This is a genomic window from Pseudomonas sp. NPDC089554, from assembly GCF_050280645.1.
Lineage (GTDB): Bacteria > Pseudomonadota > Gammaproteobacteria > Pseudomonadales > Pseudomonadaceae > Aquipseudomonas.
The window spans coordinates 20,241-39,578 of record NZ_JBNNVR010000026.1; the positions used below are offsets into that span (position 1 = coordinate 20,241).

General features: G+C 66.1%; 5 protein-coding genes. All 5 read right to left on the minus strand.

The window, feature by feature from the left end; genetic code table 11:
- Positions 1–193: 193 nt before the first annotated feature.
- A complete protein-coding gene (locus ACQKPE_RS10625; RefSeq protein ID WP_427665581.1) occupies positions 194–12,634 on the minus strand; it encodes a filamentous haemagglutinin family protein in 12,441 nt (4,146 codons plus the stop codon).
- Between the two features lie 209 nt (positions 12,635–12,843).
- Entirely contained in the window at positions 12,844–14,016 is a 1,173-nt protein-coding gene (locus ACQKPE_RS10630) for a substrate-binding domain-containing protein (protein ID WP_427665583.1), read from the minus strand.
- Between the two features lie 351 nt (positions 14,017–14,367).
- On the minus strand, positions 14,368–15,570 hold the full coding sequence (gene gspF / locus ACQKPE_RS10635; protein ID WP_427665585.1) for a type II secretion system inner membrane protein GspF: 1,203 nt from the start codon (positions 15,568–15,570) through the stop codon (positions 14,368–14,370).
- A complete protein-coding gene (gene gspE / locus ACQKPE_RS10640) occupies positions 15,570–16,994 on the minus strand; it encodes a type II secretion system ATPase GspE (RefSeq protein ID WP_427665587.1) in 1,425 nt (474 codons plus the stop codon). The genes gspF and gspE overlap by 1 nt, the downstream gene beginning before the upstream one ends.
- Entirely contained in the window at positions 16,991–19,336 is a 2,346-nt protein-coding gene (gspD, locus tag ACQKPE_RS10645; protein ID WP_427665641.1) for a type II secretion system secretin GspD, read from the minus strand. Before gspD ends, gspE begins: the two co-directional genes overlap by 4 nt.
- Between the last annotated feature and the right edge of the window lie 2 nt (positions 19,337–19,338).

The following is a 19,338-nucleotide window of genomic DNA, read 5'->3' on the forward strand; positions in this document are numbered from 1 at the left end:
GCAATACCTGTAGGAGCGGGCTTGCCCGCGAATCAGGCACCGCGGTGTGTGGCCAGGGCTTTGCCCTGGTTCGCGGGCAAGCTCGCTCCTACAGGGGGTGGCGCTGCTTTCGGTGGTTGGGATCGGGCTACAGGCAAAAAAACGGCGCCTCCCCATTGGGAGGCGCCGCTTTTTGTTAGCGAGCCTGGCCAGGTCAGAGCAGGTTGCGGCGCTCCTCTTCGGTCAACTGCGCCCTCGCCTGCTCGTCCAGCCCGCCCGCGCCCAGCACCTGTACCGGGCTCTGGCGGTTGTACTGGCGGTCCAGGCTGGCGCCTTCGCGCTCCGGCACTAGGCGTTCGGTGCCATAGCCGACCACCTGCACGGTGATCACCGACGGCTGGCGTTGCCGCGCGGCGTTCTGCTGCTGGCGTGCGGCATCTTCCGCGGCCTGGGTGGCCGAAGAGGCGGCGGAGCTGGCCGAGGTGATCGCCCCGGTGTTGACCGAGGCCACCACCGGAATGCCCTTGGCCTCGCCCTGCACCTGGATGTTGGCGGCGTTGATCACCTGCAAGGCGGCGATGTTGACGCTGCCCGACACGCGAATGCCCGCCTCGCCCGCATCGATGGTGCCCAGCGGCGCGATCAGGTCGATATCGCCTGGCGGCACCTCGACCACCGGCGCCAGGGTGGCGATACCGGCACCGGTGCTCGGCACCGTCGGCGCCAGGCTGCTGTTGCCCCAGAGGTCGTACAGGCGGCGCGGCGGGGTGTAGACCACGGTGGTCTTCGAGCCGCGCCCGGCGTTGATGTCGCCTTCTGCCGACCAGCCGAGAATCGAGCCACCGAAGGTGGTCATGATGCGGCTCTGGCCCAGCAGGATGCTGCCCTTGGCGTACAGCTGGATATCGCCACGGCCCTGGGTGATCACACCCGAGGTGGACGGTGGTGCTTCGCCTTCCACGCCAAAGATCTGCTGGCCACCGGGGGTAAGCATCTGGATGCCGCCACCAACCTGGGTGCGCACGCCGGAACCGCCGAACATCAGGATATCGCCGTCGTACTGGATCGGGTTGCCCGCCACGTCGCGCTCGGGGAACAGCGCGGCGATCGCGTTGCGACCACGCAGGTAGCTGCCCTGGCGCACGCCCCCGGCTTCGTTGTACTCCAGGCCACCGGCACGCAGCTCGGCGAAGTACACCTGGCGGGCGAACACGGCCTGCTCGGTGGCGGGCAGCTCGGCGAAGCGCACGCGGGCCTGCTCGGCGTTGCCTTCGAAGCCGTAGCGTTCGGCCAGCCACAGGCGCAGTTCCTCGGCGTAGGTCTTGGCCACCTTGCCCGGTTGCGCCGCCAGGCTGGCATCGCTGCTGGCCAGGTTGGCGGGGTTCAGGTACTGGGCGATGAAGCGGCTGTAGTCGGGGCCAGCGGCGCCTACGCCAGCCTGCAAGACCAGGTTGGCGCCGGGGCGGGTGTCGCCAGCGATACCGCCGAGGCTGGTGATGGAGGCGCGGTCTTCCATGCGCAGGTTGCGCCCGGCGCTGACGGTCAGGGTGCCGGAGCCGGCTACGTTGAAGCTGCTGAAGATGATGTCGCGGCCGGCTACCACTTGCGAGTGGTCGGTGACGGCGTTGTGTACGAACAGGTTGCCGGTGGAGAACACGGTCGCAGTGGCTATGTCGGTCAGTTCGCTCGGTGCCGTGGTTCGCTCGCCCACTTGCGTGCCGCTGTAGACGATATCGCGCCCGGCCATCATCCATACCGGTGCGGCGGCTTCGTACCATACCGCGCCGTTGCGCCCGGTTCCGAAGTCGAGGATCTCGCCTACGCGAACACCTATCAGGTCGCCGGTCACGGCGTAGATGCGGGCGGGTTGCAGTTGGGTGTAGGCGTTGGCGGCGCCCGTGCCACCGAAGGCGAACAGCGGGAATCTGCTGGAGTCGAGGTCAGCCTTGATGCCATCTGGCGTCTGATTGGTTACGCGTTGGCCGTTGTAACTGCCGATGAAGGCAGGGTTGAATGGGGTCGCCAAGGCGCTCTGGGCGGCACCGGACTGGCTGACGACATAGCCACCGGCGTAGATGGAGTCTTGTGCCAGCAGTTGCAGTTCACCACGTGACGACGGTGCGAGCAGCAGCGAGTAGCGCTTGGCTGCGTCACGAGCATCGGCGGACTCGCCGTAGTAGATGCTACCGCCGGCGGCCGCCGCTCGCAGGATCGACGGGTAGACGAAACGGCCATCGGTGGCGCTGGTGTCCAAGCCTTTCAACGGCGAACCATTGATCTCTGTCTCTGCAATTTGTGTAGTTGGCACCACGTCACCACCGGCCGAGAACAGGTCGATGGCTGTGTTGGCCGTCCACAGGCTGAACCAACTGCTGCCACCGCCAGCATTACCAGCAAAGGGGGTAGTATTGAAGCTTGGGGCCCGACCGGCATCGGCTACCCCGCCCAGCACCAGGTCGGAGCGGGTATCGAGCTGTACGGTTGCATCGCCCGGTACGATCACCAAACCACCGCCAAGTCGTGCTCGGGTAGCGATGAAGGGTTCACGCGCGCGGTTTTCATGGGAGTCCGGTGTGTCGTAGTCAGGCTTGACAAAACCTACCGCCCCCGCCGATATCCGTAGATTGCCGCGCAGGTTGACCAATGTGCCTTGTAGGTCATGAGCAGAGACGCCCATCACCTCACCGGCATCTGCACGGCCCATGGCGGACTGACTGGGGTTCAAGGCACCACCAATCTTCAGGTTCAAGTCGCCGCCGCCGGTTTGCATCACGCGACCATCGTTGCCCACTCGACCGGTGCTGCCGACTGCCAATTGCAGGCCCTGAGTACGGGCACTGTCGTCCCACTGAGTGCGCACTGCGTCACTATTCTTGCCACGGATATCCAAATTGCCCGCATGACCGGCGACCGTCACATCCAGATCACCGCCCCCCAACGTACCGAAACCGGTGAATCCGGCCAGTACCGTGGCCCGCTCAGAGCGTACATAGGTACCGAAGTTGATCCACCACGCCGTCGGGATACGCTCATCCTCGGCCAAGGCAGTACCGCTGCCTTGGCGCCACAGCCAATTGCCTACCTGGGCCGTAGGTAATTGCTTGAGAGGCCCACCATCCATGTAGGAGCGGCTCAGCGAGTTGCCTGTCAGGTCACCGCCCACTGTCAACGACAGGTTGCCACCCTGCTGGGGGTACCATGCTTGGTAGAGGCTCTTGTCGTTGTCGTCGACCAACGCTTCCTTGTCGCCCACCAGATCCGGCAACACCTGACCATCGCTACCCAGCCCGCGCGGCAAGCGATAGGCCGCATCGACTTCTGTCGCAGTACCGGCGGTGTACACACCGAACAAGGTAGTCATGTCCAGATTACCTGCGGCGATCAGATCGAGATCACCGGTACCGGTGCGCAGTACGCTGAAACGCGTGCCTCCCCCGGCCAGTTCGTATTCATTGCTGGGCGGTGCTTTAGCACACCAGGTCGGGAAGTCATCACACAGCGACGGGTACTGGATGACATCGAAATCGATAGGGTCACCCACTTTGAAGGAATCATCACCCCAACCTGCAATGCCCTCCTCGGTCCACACCCAACCACTAGGTTTTGGCGCCTTGGCGCACCAAGTCGGGAAGTCATCACACAGTGTCGGGTACTGAATGAGATCGAAATCGATGGGGTCACCCACTTTGAAGGAATCATCACCCCAGCCTGCAATGCCCTCCTCGGTCCATACCCAACCACTACCCCCTGAAGATGGAGTGGCAAGCATACCCACATGGTGATCGGCCAGGCGCAGGCGCCCACTGCTCCATGGGTCAGTCAGACGTGGATCAGCCGCTTCGGTATCGGCACCAGCGACCACACGCAAGTCCCACGACTGCGAACCAGCCGGCAACAGGGTCGCCACCGCCCAGTTGCGCCCCTCGCCGTCCGGACGCAGTTCCACCGGGCCTGCGCCGCCGAGCTTCACATCGGTGCGTACAGGAATGATCGAGCCTCGCTTCAGGGAAAGGTTGCCAGCCAGCAGTACCAGGTCATCAGCGTTTGGCACCAAGGTGCTCTTGGACTGGGCCGGCAACGGCACGCCCTTGGGCCAGGTCATGGCGGTGAGCGGCGTGTCCACCACCAGGCGCATACCAGCGCCCAGTTGCATGCCAGCGTTCAGATGCAGGGCGCTACTCAGGCGTGTACCAGCGGCCACCGCCAGGCTGCCGTCGGCGTTGTAGATCGCCGCCGACAGTACGGTGCCGGCCGGCAGGTCGATACCCGCCGCCAGAGTCCCCTGCACCGGCAGCACGGTGTCGGCGAGAATATTGCGCGCCTGCATCGGCAGGTCGTAGTTGAGCACCTGCCCGGCCAGGAAGCCGGTGCCTTCATGCAGTACCACGCCGCCGTTGGGCACCACCACCTGGGCGCCGTAGGCCAGGCGCCCTTCTAGCAGCAACCAGCCGCCGTCATCGTCGGTGTCCGGCGGTGGAGTAAAGCCATCGTTGATACTGCCGAGCACGTCCACGTCGCCTGCGGCGCGCAGGCTCAGGCTACCCGCCTCGCCCGAGCCGTACACACCGTCGACCTTCTGTGTGGCCGGGTTGAGGCTGGCGTAGCGGTAGCGCGACAGGTCGATGTCGCCGCTGACCACCAGGTCATGCTCGGTGACGACCTCAAGGCCCGGGCGCAGGTGGAACTGCGGTGAGTCGATCAGGCCGGCGAGCTTGCCGTTGAGCAAGGCATCGTTGGCCAGGGCGTTCCTTATGAAGTCCTCGCTTTCGAGGTGGCGTGCATCCAGGTAGGCCTGGTCGATCTGCACGTAGGTCTTGCCGCTGGCCAGCGGGTCGGTGCCCAGTGGCGCGTTGTAGTCACGGGCCATGGCGAACAGGTCGATGCGCTGGGCACCGAGGATCTCCAGCGCCTGGGAGGCGTCGATGGCGATGTCGCCATAGCGTGGGTCGTTGGCACGCAGGCGCGGAGCGTACAGGGCCAAGGTGCCGCGTGCGCGGCCATCGTGCTGGCCGAAGCCAGTGCCCACTGTCGCATCGGTGCCATGGCGCAGGTCGATGCGCACGTCACGGGCCAGGGTCAGTTGCCCCTCGCCGGAATTGAGCTCGACGATGGCCCGGTTCGGGCTGTCGATGATCTGCCCGTAGCTGTCCACCCGCAGCACACGGCCATGGGCATCGAGCACCGCGCCGCTGGCCAGGGTCAGGCCTTGCTTGCCAGCCAGGCGGATGCTGCCCACCCGCTCGCCGCTGGCGTCGATCAGGCCATTGACCTGCAGGTGGCCGTTATCGAGCGAGATGTCCACCTGGTTGGCGCGCACGCCGTCGCCGATGGTCAGGTCGCCCTGCTTGAACTGGAAGCGGCGCACGCCCACCACGCCGCCTTCATTCAGGCGCTGGTTGAGGTTGGCGAAGGCTGTATTCAAGTCATCGCCCAGGCGCTGCGCGCGCAGGTTCAAGGCACCGGCGGCGTAAGGCACCTTAGTGCCACCGGCATCGTAATAGCCCGAGCTGCCGCCGAGCATGCGTCCAAGCATGTCGACACGCCCGGCTGCGGCATCCAGTGCCACCACTTCCAGGCTGCCGGCCTGGTTGTTCTCGGCGTGCACATCGACGGTCGAACCTTGCGCCAGGTAGATATTGCCGTGCTGGCTACGCAGGATCACGTCGCCACCCCAGCTGTACTTGGTCACGTCGTTGAAGCTGACCTTGCGCCCGGCCAGGTCGAGGTACGCGGCGTCGCCCAAACGCAGGTCGTTCTGCGCCTCGAGGGTGAGCTTGCCGCTGGGCAGGGCGATGCGCGTGTCTACATCGATGTGCTGGGCCTTGAAGGTCCAGTCGGCGCCCAGGGCATCGCGAGCCAGGTCGGCATCGCCAGGCGGCGTGGTGCCGTTGCCCAGCAATTGCAGGGTGCCGCCCACGCGCACCTGGTTGACTGCGCCGGCCTCACCGGTCACCAGCGGCGTGCGCACGATCAGGTTGCCACCGCTGTAGCGGTAGCCTTCGCCGGCCACGTATTCGCCCTGGCGCTGGTAGACCGACAGGCTGCCACGGTGGTTGGCGGTAAGGCGCTCGCTGGCCAGCATCTCGACGTCGCTGAAGCCCAGGGCCAGGCGGTCGAACGCCGGTTGGCTGCTGCTCTGGACTTTCGGGCCGTAACCCAGCTCGATGCGCTCAGCCTGCAACACCAGGCGCCCGCTGCCGCTGCCCGCGCCGCCGTTGAGTAGAGCAGGCGCGGCCTGGGTGGCACCGCTCCAGACCAGGTTGCCGGTGCGGATAGTGGCCACGTCCTGGGCATTGCCCAGGCCGTAGATGGCCGGGGTGCCGAGCACCAGGGTGTCCAGGCGCGACTTGCCGGTGCTTGGGTCGATGGTGTCCAGGCTGGTGGTGCCGAAGAAGTTGAAGCTCTCGCGCACGTTCAGCGTCAGGGTGTCGAGGGCCGGCGCGCCGTATTGGGTGTCGCCTCGCAACAGGCGGTCGAGCACCTGCTGGTTGAGGGTCAGGCCGCTGGGCAACAGGCCTGCGGCACTGGCAGCGGCCAGGCTCTGAGCGCTGCCGACGTTGATCGCACCTACGGCCAAGGTGAGGTTGCGAGTACCGAAACGCACCTGGTCGTCGAGGCTGAAACGGTTGTCGGTGGCGATGGCGATGGTGCCTTCGGAGTACAGCTCGGTCTGCCCGGTGCAGGTAAGTTGGCATGTGCCGATCAAGATACTGCCGGATCCGCCGCCCGAGCCACCGTTCTTCCAAGGTGCCATGACATCCACCCACCCGTTGGAGACGATCAGCAGGCTGCTGTTCTTGGGTTGATAGAGATATCCGCTGCTGCTGTCATAAGCGGGAGCCCCCGCCCCCAGGGTATCGATACGAGCGCCTGTCTCTACCGTGATAGCACCTGCAATCTGACCAGTCGCCAGAATGACTTCCCCAGCACGCAAGTGCGCCCCGCTTTGCACGACGATATTAATGCCGGGGGCATTGCCGAAGTCCAGCAGGTTGCCTTCCTTGCCATAGACGCGCGTCGCTACCTGGCCGATGCGCAGGCTGCTGGCCCCCAGGCTGTTGAGTTGCTGTGCCGATACAGCTGTCTGTCCAGCCAACAGTTGTGGCGTTCGCTCGCCATGCACCAGCAGAGTGCCGTCGAACAGCACATTGGCGATGCTGCCGTAGCCCCTGCCTTCAGCCTGGTTAAGCAATATGCCGTTCATGCTGAAGCTAGGGCGCTCGGTGCGGTTGACACCCAGGTTGAGGGTCAGCGACTTGGCATCGATCGGCAGCGCTGCGCGCGGAATGCCCAGGCGCGCAGCGTCGTTGATCAGGAACTGCGCATAGCTGGTCTCGTTGTACTGAGAGTAGCGCCGCACGCTATCGGCGCTGCTGAGGATCAATTGCTGGGACAACGCATCGCCCACGCCGGTACCGGCGATCGAGCGCTTGCCGGTCACGACCCAGGAGCCGTTGCGCATGGCCAGGGCGCTGCCACGCGGGGCGCCAGCGGTGGCCAGGCCATTGACCTCGACGCGATAGGCGCCGGGTAACAGCGCGTAGCTAGCCGGCAACAGGGTGTAAGTGCCCGCTGGCAGACCAGGCACCCCGACGTCCAGGGTGATCTGCTGGCCGATCAGCGGCTGGCTGCCGGCCTCACCGGGCAGCGCCGAAGGCGCCACGTTCGGCTGCACGCCCGGCACGATGGCGTAGACCGGGTTGGTCGAAAGCCCCGGCAAGGTGAAGGTGCCATCAGGGTTGATCTGCACCAGGGGGTGGTAGCGCACGTCGGTGGAGCCGCCGCGCCCGGAAACGAACCCGGCGCCAAGGATGTCACCGCCGCCGGAGAGGTCGAGAACTGCACCCTCCTCCACCACGACGCTGCCGGCGCCCAGGGTCAATGTGGGCACGCGGCTCAGCGCGGTGCTGTCCAGGTTGGCGCCTGCGGCTGTGTAAACCAGCCCGTCCACCGTGCCGCCGAATGGCATCAGCAGGCCCTTGGCACTGATCGAGGTCAGGCTGCCGGGGCGCAAGGTCAGTTCGCGGGTGCTCTTGTCGCCGAGGGTCAGGCTGCCCATTGGCGCACGCAGCACACCGCCCTGGTCGATGGTATCGCCGAACAGGCTGAGCCTGCCGAACAGCGAATACGGCTGTGCGGGAATGCTAGCCGCGTTGTTGCGGCCAATGGCGATGTGCTTTGCCCGTACGATCGCGTCGGCGGTGGTGCCGGGGTAGATCTGCGCCGCCACCAGGTTCAGCGTACCTGGGGCGATGACTTCGGTGTTGGCGCCGCGGATGCTCTTGAGCAAACGCAGATCACCACTACTGTGCACGTCGATTTCAGCGAAGCCGCGTCGGTCGATTTGCCCAGCGCCCACGCCACCGGTGCCGAACTTCAAGGTGTTGCCGAACTCCACCAACCCCGCGTCGACACGCAAGCGCGCTTGGTCGACCTGTGTCGACAGGTTGCGGCTCAACTCATTATTGGTGAAGCCAGCGCCCGTAGCGTCCCGATTGGTGTAACCGGACAACCGCACATGCGCCGACGCCAGCGCCACCTTGCTATCGGGCCGGGCCTGCTCGGCCAGCCCCAGGGCACCGGCATACAGTTGCAGGCTCTGGTTGGTTTTCAAGGTGACATCGTCGGTGAAGGAGATGACGCCGCGGCTGAACAGTGTGAGCTGGTCGAATGCGCCCTGCTCGATCTGCTCCACGCTCACATGCCCATGGCCGTACTGCAGGTTGCCGGTACTGTTGTCGAACGCCTCGCCGGTTGGGCTCACGCGCAGTTCCCGGGTGCGTACGGCAGCGGCATAGGCTGGGTCGGTAGTGGAGTAGGTGAAGCTGTCCAAGGCCAGCGACAGGCTACCACCGGCAGCGCCCGCACCGCCCGAGACGGCACGCAGCTCGCCGTCCACGTACAGGCCGTTGGCCGAGGCCAGGGCAATGCTGCCGCCGTTGCTGGCCAACTGTATGGCGCCCAGTTGCGGCACATCGACGGTCATCTGGGTGCCCGAGGCGTCCAGGCGTGCGCCCTTCTCGATCACCACGAACAGGTCCGGCGACAGCGCAGCACCCAGCGCCGGGTCGAAGGCGCCGCCCACGACGATACTGCCGCCCTGTTGCAGCAGGCCGTAGCGCTGGCCCTGCGCATCGACGGCGGTGACCGCACGTGCCGACACATCCAGCAGCCCATTGCTGCCCACGCGAATCGCCCGCTGGTGCGGGGCCAGGCCGGTGACGTTCCCCAATGCGGCGTTGGTACGGGTTTCTTCGAGGCGGATCTTGCCCCCATGGGCGATCAGGCTGCCATCGACCAGCAGGTTGCCAGCGCTGCGCAGGGTGATCGACTGGCCGTCGTCGACCTGCACCCGGCTGCCGGTGCCGACCTGCAATTGGCGCTGGGCGATCTGCGCGGCAGTGGTGTCACGGTCGGTGCCAGCTTGCAACGTCAGGCTGGCGCCCTGGCGCCGGGTGAGCACACCGGCGTCAGCGTCTTCGAGGTAGCGCGGCGGCGTCCATTGCTCCAGGGCCTGGTCGGCAGACTGGGCATCGTTGTTGATGCGGTACACCGGGCGGGTAACTTCGATCTGGCTGCCAGCTGCCACATCGAGCTGCTTGTTGCCGATCACGGTGTAGTGCGCGAAGCCCTTGTTGAAGAAGTCGCTGCCCAGGTTGACGTTCGCCGTCGGCGACACCGCGCCGATACTGATGCTGTCGCCCTGTACGGTCAGCGTGCCTGCCCCGCTGGCGCCATAACCACGCAGCTCGCCGTTCAGGGTCATGCGCCCGCCGGTGGCATCGACCGGCAGGCTGGCCAGGGTCAGGTCACCGCCCGCGCCGCCCTGCCAACGGCCATCGGGTCGTTGTGCCACGCCGGCATCGACACTGAGCACGCTGCCCTCGGCCAAGTCGATATCGCCGGTGCCACGCAGGGCGATGCTGCCGCCATCCAGCCAGGGCGTAACCGTCCAGGCATTGCTGTTGGCGCCTTCCTGGCGACGCCCGCTGGCGTCTACTCGCACGCCCTTGGCGATGATCAATTGCGCATTGAGGTTGGCATCGCCCACGCGCACCGTGTCCGAGCCAACTTGCAGGTTGCCCAGGTTGATGCTGCCGCCGTGGTTGATCAGGTCGGCGTTGACCTGCAACTGCGGCGCCAGCAGCGCCAGCTCGGAACCGTCTGCCATGGTCAGCGCGTTGTCGACGCGAATGCTCTGCTGGGCCGCCACCTGCAACCCGCCCAGGTTGAAGCCCTGCAAACGCTCGGTGTCGAGCAGCAAAATGCCCTCGCGCTGCGCCGCGACCTGGCCGTTCAGGTCTTGCACGGTGTCGCTGGCAGCCTGGCGGCCAATCACCACTTGCTTGAGGTTGCCAGCGCCTGCGTTAAGCACGCTGCCGTTGGCGGTCGGGCGATAGTCGCCGACGATCAGTTGGCCGCCACGGGCCTGGCTGAGGTGGCTCTGGCGGTAGCCATCGACGCCACTCTGAGGCGCCTGCAACTGGCGCTCGCCCTTGAAGGTTTCGGCAAGAATCTGCCCCTCGAGCTGGGCGTTGGCGGTGCCGACCACCAACCGACCCGCATCGCGCCCGACCGTGTAGCCGTTCTCCAGGCGCTCGCGCGGGGCGATCAGGGCGTTGTAGAAGTAGTCGGTCTGTCCCCAGCGCGCACTGTGCTGCTCGTAGCCTTTGTAGACGCCGGTGTAGAGCAGGTCACCCGGTGCCCGCGACAGGTTGTACAGGCGCCCGTCGGCGCCCTTGAGCCAGCTCTGCTTGAGGTAGCCGGTCTGCACATCCACGGTGCCGCCAGAGAGGTTGACCACGGAACCCGCCTCGGTCACCAGGTCGCCGCCGGTGAAGCTGACGATGCCGCCTTGTGCCAGCCACTCACCAAGGGTTCGGCTGCGCGTGCCCAGGTAGCCGCCCACCTCCAGCAGGCCGCCTGCGGTGTACCAGCGCTCGCCCACGTAGCCATTGACGCCCGCAGCCACGCGCACCAGGTCGCGGATGTCGATCCACACATCGGTGTTGTTCAGGTTGCCGGAGTCGCGGTTGCCCGCCGAGTCGCGCTGCTCGTTGCCTTGTATGTTGACCTTGATGTTGTTGCTTTCCATAGCCAACTGCACGCCCACGGCACCGGCCACATCGACCGTCGAGCCTTCGCGCAGCAGGCTGCGTTTGCCGGCGGTGACCGCCACCTGGCCGCCGGTGGCCAGGGTCAGCGAGCCCTTCTGGAACTCCACGGTGCCGCCGCTGACGATCTCTATCCGCGACAGGCTGCGGTCGTCGGCCACTGCGCTGAGGTTGTCGAAGGCGCCGTTGCGCTGGTTGACCTGGCCGCCGTAGTCCTTGCGGATGGCATCGCGCTGGCTGTCCAGGGCGCTACCGGCTGCGGCATCGATGACGATGGCGGTCACGCTGCCTTCGGCCAGGGTGACGCTGCCGGTACTGTCGCTGGCCGAGTTGAGCAGGTGGATGGTGCCGCGGTTGTCGATCGAGCTGCTGGCCAAGGCCACGCCGGCCTGGATCACGGTGTGGCCGGTCAGGGTGATATCGCCCTGGCTGGCCTGGATCAACCCGCTGTTGGTCACCTTGCCCGCGCTGCTGCCCACGGCCTGGCGCGTGGCCACCTCGTTGCCACGCGTGGTGGAGTAGGTATTGCCGCCGGTGCCCACGCCCTTGCGGATGTAGAAGTCTTCACCGGCCGCCAGGGTGGCCTGGCCCTTGGGGTTGATCAGGCGGCCGGCGTTTTCCACCTCGCTGCCCAGCAGCAGGGTATAGCCGCCACCTTGGGTGGAGGTGGTCGGGGCATGGGTTTGCAGCACGGCACCGCGCTCGACCACTACCTTGCCACCCGCTTGGGTGAAGGTAGGCTGCGAGCCGTCGCTGTCGACGTACAGGCCGCGTTCGGTGAACTGCTGGTCGGTAATGGTGGCCGCCGCCGCCACCAGGTTGCGCACGTTGATCTGGCTGCTGCCGCTGAACACGATGCCGTTCTTGTTGACGATCATCACCGTGCCGTCGCCCTTGATCGCCCCCTGGATCTGGCTAGGCGCGACACTGTTGCCAACCCGGTTGAGCAATGCCCAGTCGCTGTTCTGCTGGAAGCTCAGCTCGGTATCGCGGCCGACGTTGAAGGTTTCCCAGTTGAGGACGGCCTTGTCGGCGGTCTGCTTGATGTTCACCTTGGTGGTCTTGCCGTCCTGGCTCTGCACCGGCGCGTCGGCGTTGACGAACAGCGGCTTGCCATCAGGCCCGAGCAGCGGGTTCAGGCCATTGCCGCCCAAACCGTTGTGAATAGTCTGCGCGGCCGCCAACGCGGCGGCGCGGCCTGCGGCTTGGCTGGCCTGCTGGGCGGCGATGGCCGCCACGGTGTTGTTCAGGTTCTGCAACGAGCGCTGCAATTGCGCGTTGGCGCGCTGCTGCTGGGCCAACGGCGGTGGCAGCCCCGGCAACTGCACCTGCCCCGCCTGCCCGCCTCCCGCGCCGCCGCCCTGGGCCGCACTGCCCTTGGCGGCGAACCAGGCCGAACTGAACGCCTGCGGCGCTGCCTGCGCTCCGCCAGCGAGCACCATCAGCGCAATCGCGTGGGCCAGCGGCTTGAGGCGCAGCAAGGGGCGTTCACCCTGGTGGGTGGAACGAGAGGAAAGCGAAGCAGCAGTGCCGAGACGCATGTGAAGTAAGTCCTTTTCTGGCCAATCGCGGTGATAGGTGGCGCACGCCACTGGGGTGCGTGCTGGCTATAAGATGTAGGCGGTTGCTAGAGCGACGGACCGAACCTTTGTCATGCAAAGTTCATCCGGGCTCAACGGCCATGAAATGCAAAAGTCGGTAACGGCATAAGCCGTTACCGACAAGGCGCAACAGTTGCGGTAAGCGAGGCTTACACCGGACGGCCTTGCTGGTTGCAGACGTTGGTGTTGTTCACACCCAGAGTGTTGGCCTGGTTGCCGAATTGCAGGCGTACGGCGTTCTTCCAGGCAGTGCTCAGCGGAATCAGCTTCTGAGCGATGATTGCGGCATCGTTGTTGTTGCTGGTGCCGTAGTGACGGTTGATGAAGCCACGCACGTTGGTGCCATCGGCCGCATCCAGGTAGCACTGGCCGAAGATCAGGTTGGTGTAGGCAACCATCGAGTAGCCACTGGTTGGGTTAGGCAGAACCGGCACCCACTTGGAAGGGTCGGCGCGGTCAGCGGCAGTGCTCGGAGGCAGTGCACCGGCCAGAGCGGTCTGTACATTGCCAACGGTTGGCAACTGGCCGTTCACGCGAGCGACCTTGGCATTGTTGGTAGCATCGACATCCTCTGGGCCAACATAGCCGATGGCGCCTTCGATGGTGGTGGCCGAAGTGGCCATCGCCGAGCTGCTGGCCACAGCGGTGAAGTTGGCGGGAACGCTGCCACCCACTGCGGTCAGGAAGGTGCTGCTGACGCCGAACTCACCAACGCACGCTGCATCGTCCGCTGCGCCAGTCAGGCCGCGAGCGTTCAGGTGACGAGTGAAGATCTCGGAGGTGCCGCTGCTGCCGTCACGATAGAACACTTGGATCGGCTTGGTAGGAAGGCTGGGGTACAGCTGATTCCAAGTGGTGACCGAACCCGAGAAGATCTTGCACAGGTCGCCGCTGGTGAGGTTCAGATCAGTAACGGCAGTGCCGTCATCCAGGGTCAGCTTGTACGGCACGGTAACCGAAGTAGCAGCCGATGGCGCCTGGATCAGCGGGCCCCACTTGTTGGCCGGGGTGTTGCCAGCGCTGTTGTGAGCAGCGTTGTAGTTGCTGATTTCAGTACCCGTGAGGATCGAGTCGCTACCGGCGAAGTCGACGGTCACGCCAGCCGGCTTGCTGATGTCAGCCGGGAGGTTGTTCAGGAAAGCCGACTTGCCCTTGCCGCTGCCAACACCGGTGTAGGTGTCGAAGCCAGTGCCGAGCACGCCTGGGGTGGTGTACAGACCTTGCGGCAGGGTGGCGCCGCCACCGACGACCGCTGCCATCGATTGAGCCGAAGCCAGAGCGGCAACAGCCAGGGAGGCTGCGATCATAGTGCGCTTGAACATGAAGAATCTCCTTTCATCGTGTCGTTACGTTGAGGGTCAACCACGTCTTGCATGACGCAGGGTATCGATACAGCCCTTATTCCAGAGGGCTTGGCGACCGATCCGCGATTGAGAAGTTCGCAGGTTGCGGTGACAGTGAAAGGAAAAAACATCGGGAGCTTGCAGGGAAAAAACTCGGGAGCAGAGGCCGGGTTCGAGGGGTTTTGCCATGGCCTTGGCAGCCGTTTCGCTGCCCTTGCGACAGCGACCCCAGGCGCCCCCTGGGCCAAGGTGCCTGGCCACACTCCCGAACTCACCTGGCGACGCACTCGGGAGCCACGAAGCCGTCAAAAAAACTTCAACGAGAAAACGTCACTGCACCAGCTGGTTGATCTCGATGATCGGCAGCAGCACCGCCATCACGATCACCAGCACCACGGCGCCCATCACCACGATCATCAACGGCTCGAGCAGCGCGGTCATGCCCATGGCCCGGCGCTCGATGTCCTTGGCCAGGCTTTGCGCGGCGCGGTCGAGCATCGGCGGCAGGTTGCCGGTTTTCTCGCCGCTGGCGATCAGGTGGATCAACAGCGGCGGGAAGACCTTCTCCGTGGCCAGCGCCGAGGCCAGGCCCACCCCTTCACGCACCCGCGCAGTGGCCTGGCTGACGCAGTGGTCGAGGCAGTCGTTGCCCAAGGTTTGCCGCGCCGCTTCCAGCGCCCGCAGCAGCGGCACCCCGGCGCTGCCGAGAATCGCCAGGGTGGAGGCGAAGCGTGCGGTGTTCAGGCCCAGCACGAAGCGCCCGAACAGCGGCAAGCGCAGCACCCGTGCATGCCAGGCCAGGCGCGCGGCGGGCCTGCGCAGGTACAGGCGCCAGGCCCACAGGCCCCCGGCCAGCACGGCGAAGCACAGCACGCCCCAGGCGCGCACGAAGTCGCTGGCGTTGAGCATGACCAGGGTCAGGCCGGGCAGGTCCTGGCGTGCCTGGGTGAAGGCGCTGACCACCTGCGGCACCACGTAGCTGAGCAGGAAGATCACGATGCCGATCGACACCAGCCCGACCACGCCGGGGTAGATGAACGCGGTGAGGATCTTGCCCCGCAGGGTGTTGCGGTCTTCGATGTAGTCGGCCAGGCGCTCCATCACCTGGGCCAAGTCGCCGGACTCCTCCCCCGCCGCCACCAGCGCGCGGTAGATCTCGGGAAAGTCCCGGGGGCGCGCGGCCAGGGCATCGGCCAGGCGCATGCCGCCGCGCACATCGGTGCGCACTGCGCCCAGCACCTGGGCCACGTGCTTGCGCTCGGCCTGCTCCAGGGTCGCGCCCAATGCGCCTTCCAGCGGCAGACCGGCGGCGAGCAGGCTGGCCAGCTGGCGGGTGGCCCAGGCCAGGTCGCCGTCGGTGAGCTTGGCGCTGAACAGGCCATTAGCGCTTTGCACCTTTTGCAGCTCCACCTTCAACGCCACCAGGCCCATGCCGCGCAGTTGCTGCATCGCCGCCTGCGGGCTGTCGGCTTCGAGCACGCCGTTGGCCAGGTGGCCCTGGGCGTCGGCGGCTTCGTACTGGTATCGGTTCATCAGGCGTCCCGGGTCACACGCAGGATTTCTTCGGTGGCGGTGGCGCCGCTGTCGACCCAGCGCTGGCCGTCCTCGCGCATGCTGAGCATGCCGGCCAATCGCGCCTGGGCGCGCAGTGCTTGTTCGTCGGCGCCCTGATGGATCAGGCTGCGGATCGCATCGTCGATGCAGAACAGTTCGTGGATGCCGGTACGCCCGCTGTAGCCGCTGTGGTTGCAGCGCAGGCAGCCGACCGGGCGGTACTGCCCAGGCATCGCAGGGTCCGGCTCACGGCAATGCACGCACAGGCGTCGCACCAGGCGCTGGGCCAACACCCCGAGCAAGGCCGAGGCCAGCAGGAACGGCTCCACGCCCATGTCGACCAGGCGGTTGACCGCCGACACCGCATCGTTGGTGTGCAGGGTGGCCAGCACCAGGTGCCCGGTCAGCGAGGCCTGCACGGCGATCTGCGCAGTTTCCAGGTCGCGGATCTCGCCGATCATGATCACGTCCGGGTCCTGGCGCAGGATCGCCCGCAGGGCCACGGCGAAGGTCATGTCGATGCGCGCGTTGACCTGGATCTGGCTGATGCCCGCCAGGTCGTATTCCACCGGGTCTTCGACGGTGAGGATATTGCTGACGCTGGCGTCCAGCCGCGCCAGGGCGGCGTACAGGCTGGTGGTCTTGCCGCTGCCGGTGGGGCCGGTGACCAGCACGATGCCATGGGGCTGGCGGATCAAGCCGTCCAGGCGCGCCAGCAGCGCCGGCTCCATGCCCAGGGTTTCCAGTTGCAGGCGCCCGGCCTGCTTGTCGAGCAGGCGCATCACCACCCGCTCGCCATGCCCGGTGGGCACCGTCGAGACGCGGATGTCGATGGGGCGCCCGGCCACGCGCAGGGCGATGCGCCCGTCCTGGGGCAGGCGTTTTTCGGCGATGTCGAGCTGGGCCATGATCTTGATCCGTGACACCAGTGCGGCGTGCAGGCCCTTGCGCGGCGAGACCACGTCGCGCAGGGTGCCGTCGACCCGGTAGCGCACCACCGAATGGGTCTCGAAGGGCTCGATATGGATATCGCTGGCCTCGTCGCCTGCCGCCTGGGTGAGCAAGGCGTTGATCATGCGGATCACCGGGGCGCCGTCCTGGGTGTCGAGCAGGTCGGTGACTTCGGGCATGTCCTGCATCAGGCGGTCGAGGTCGATTTCGTTCTGCGCAGCGCCCACCACGGCGGCGGCGCTGCCGGTGTCGGCGTAGGCACTGACCAGCAGTTGCTCCAGGGCCTCTTCGCTAAGCTCGGTATGCGCCTGCGCGCCGAACTGCCGCCGCACCTCGGCCAGAGCCCAGGCCGGGGTCGAGGGGCAGCTGTTGAGCAACACCCCGTCCGCCCCCGGCTCGGCCAGCAGCACCAGGCGCTGGGCCTTGGCCCAGGCGTAGGGCAGACGGCTCACTGCGTTTGCCTTTGGCTGGCGCCGCGCTGGGCGGCTTCGGGGATGGCCTGCTCGACCGGCGGCAGCAGTGGCATGTCCATCTCTGGCAGGGCCCAGGAATGCTCAGGCTTGAGCTGGCTCTGGGCGCGGCGGATGAAGTCGTAGCGGTTGAGGGTGATGCTGCGCCCGACCGATGCATCACGCACGATGTAGGGGCGCAGGAACACCATCAGGTTGGTCTTGTTGGTCTGGCGCCGTTCATTGCGAAACAGCTCGCCGACCCAGGGCAGGCCCGACAGCAACGGAATGGCATCGTTGACCTGGGTATAGCCGTCCTGCAACAGGCCGCCAAGCACCATGATCTGCCCGTCGTCGAGCAGGATACTGGTGTCGATGGCGCGCTTGTTGGTCACCGTGCCGGCGGCGCTGGAGGCGCGCTCGTCGACGCTGCTGACTTCCTGGTAGATATCCAGCTTCACCGTGCCGCCTTCGGAAATCTGCGGGCGCACGTTGAGCTTCAGGCCCACTTCCTCGCGCTGAATGGTCTGGAACGGGTTGTTGCTGTTGCCGCCGCCGTCGGTGACGTACTGGCCGCTGACGAAGGGAATGGTCTGGCCGACGAAGATGCTCGCCGCTTCGTTGTCCAGGGTCAGCAGGTTGGGCGTGGACAGCACGTTGCTGCCGCCCTTGCTCTTGAGTGCACGGCCCAGCACCTTGAGGTCGAGCACCTTGCCCACGCCGGGGATGTCCACCGTGCCGTCCACCAGGCCAAAGCTCAGGCCGGGCGGCAATGCGTCGAGGCTGGTCCTGGCCGTGGGCACCAGGCCCGAGCCGCCCAGGTTGGCGCCACCGAAGAAGCCCTTGCCGCCGAGGTTGCCGTTCTGCCACTGGATGCCGAATTCGTTGGCGTCGTCTTCGCCGACTTCGACGATCAAGCTCTCGATCACCACCTGGGCGCGGCGCTGGTCGAGCAGGTCGATGACTTCGCGCAGGTTGCGGTACAGCGGGTCGGGCGCCGAGATCAGCAAGGTGTTGGTGGTGACGTCGGCCTGGATGGTCGCACCGCCGGCAGAAAACGCACCGCCCTCCTCGCCGCTGCCTTGGCCGTAGCCGCTCAGGCCCTGGCCCTGGCTTTGGCTGGCGCCGCTGCGTTGGCCTTGGAGCTGGCCGCTGCTGCTACCCAGGCTGGCATTGCTGCCGTTGGCGTTCTGGTTACCGCCATAGCCTGAACCCGGGTTGCCCGAGAGCATGCCTCCGCCACTGAGCAGGTTGCGCGCGTTATCCGACGTGCTGCTGTCGCTTTCGCCGGTGAGCAACCCACGCAGGGTCTGGGCGAGCTTGTTGGCCTGGGCGTTGCGCAGGTAGACCACGTGCAGGTTGCTGAGGTTGTGGTTCTCGTTGTCGAGCTTGTAGATCAGGTCGCGAGCCAACTGCGTGCGTTCTGGGCTACCGGCGCGAATGATCACGCTGTTCGAACGCGGGTCGCCGATCACGCTGATCTTCTGGGTGGGGTCGTTGCCCTGGCCTTCGAGCAACTCGCCGACCATGGCGGCGATGTCGCTGGCGATGCCGTTGTAGATCGGCACCACGTCGGTGTCGATGGCACTGGGCACATCGATGCTGTCGAGCAGTTGTGCCACGCGGTCGAGGTTCTGCGCATAGTCGGTGACCACCACGGTGTTGTTGCCGGGGTAGGCGGTGATCGGGTTGTTCGGCGAGACCAGCGGGCGCAGCACCGGCACCAGGTTGGCGGCGTTCTCGTAGCGCAGGCGGAAGGTGCGGGTCAGCATGCCGTTGCCGGCGTCGCGGTCCTGGGCATTGATCGGCCCACCGAGCATCTTGGCATCGGCCTCGGGCACCACCTGGCTGACGCCACCGACGTCGACCACGCTGAAGCCCTGCATGCGCAACGCGCTCAGCAACATGGCGTAGGCCTGGCGGGCCGGGACTTCGCCTTCGCTGACCAAGGTCAACTGGCCCTTGACCCTGGGGTCGACCATGAACTGGCGGCCCGTGGCGCGCGACAATGCACGCACCACGGCTTGGATGTCGGCTTCGACGAAATTCAGCTGTACCGGTTGCTCACCCAGGGGGGCGCTGACGGGTGGCGTGGCGCTGCTGCCATGGCTATGGGGCGTGGCCTTGCTGACGCTGCGGCGTGCTTGCGGGCGTTGCGGCTCCGCCTGGGGCTGGCGGTCGAGCGCGGTGTCGCCCTGGCGCACGTTGGCCAAGGGGCGGCCCAGTTCGCTACTGGCAAGCGGGGTGGGTGGACGCGTGTCGTGTTGGCTGCACGCGCCGAGTGCCAGCGCCAACGCTACTGCCAGGGGGGCACGAGCCCGACGCCTGTGCTGCGCGGCGGGCATTG

What these genes read in the sequence shown, in the direction of transcription:
- ACQKPE_RS10625 (WP_427665581.1), bottom strand. Translation starts at nt 12,634, where the DNA reads ATGCGTCTCGGCACTGCTGCTTCGCTTTCCTCTCGTTCCACCCACCAG.
- ACQKPE_RS10630 (WP_427665583.1), bottom strand. Translation starts at nt 14,016, where the DNA reads ATGTTCAAGCGCACTATGATCGCAGCCTCCCTGGCTGTTGCCGCTCTG.
- gspF (WP_427665585.1), bottom strand. Translation starts at nt 15,570, where the DNA reads ATGAACCGATACCAGTACGAAGCCGCCGACGCCCAGGGCCACCTGGCC.
- gspD (WP_427665641.1), bottom strand. Translation starts at nt 19,336, where the DNA reads ATGCCCGCCGCGCAGCACAGGCGTCGGGCTCGTGCCCCCCTGGCAGTA.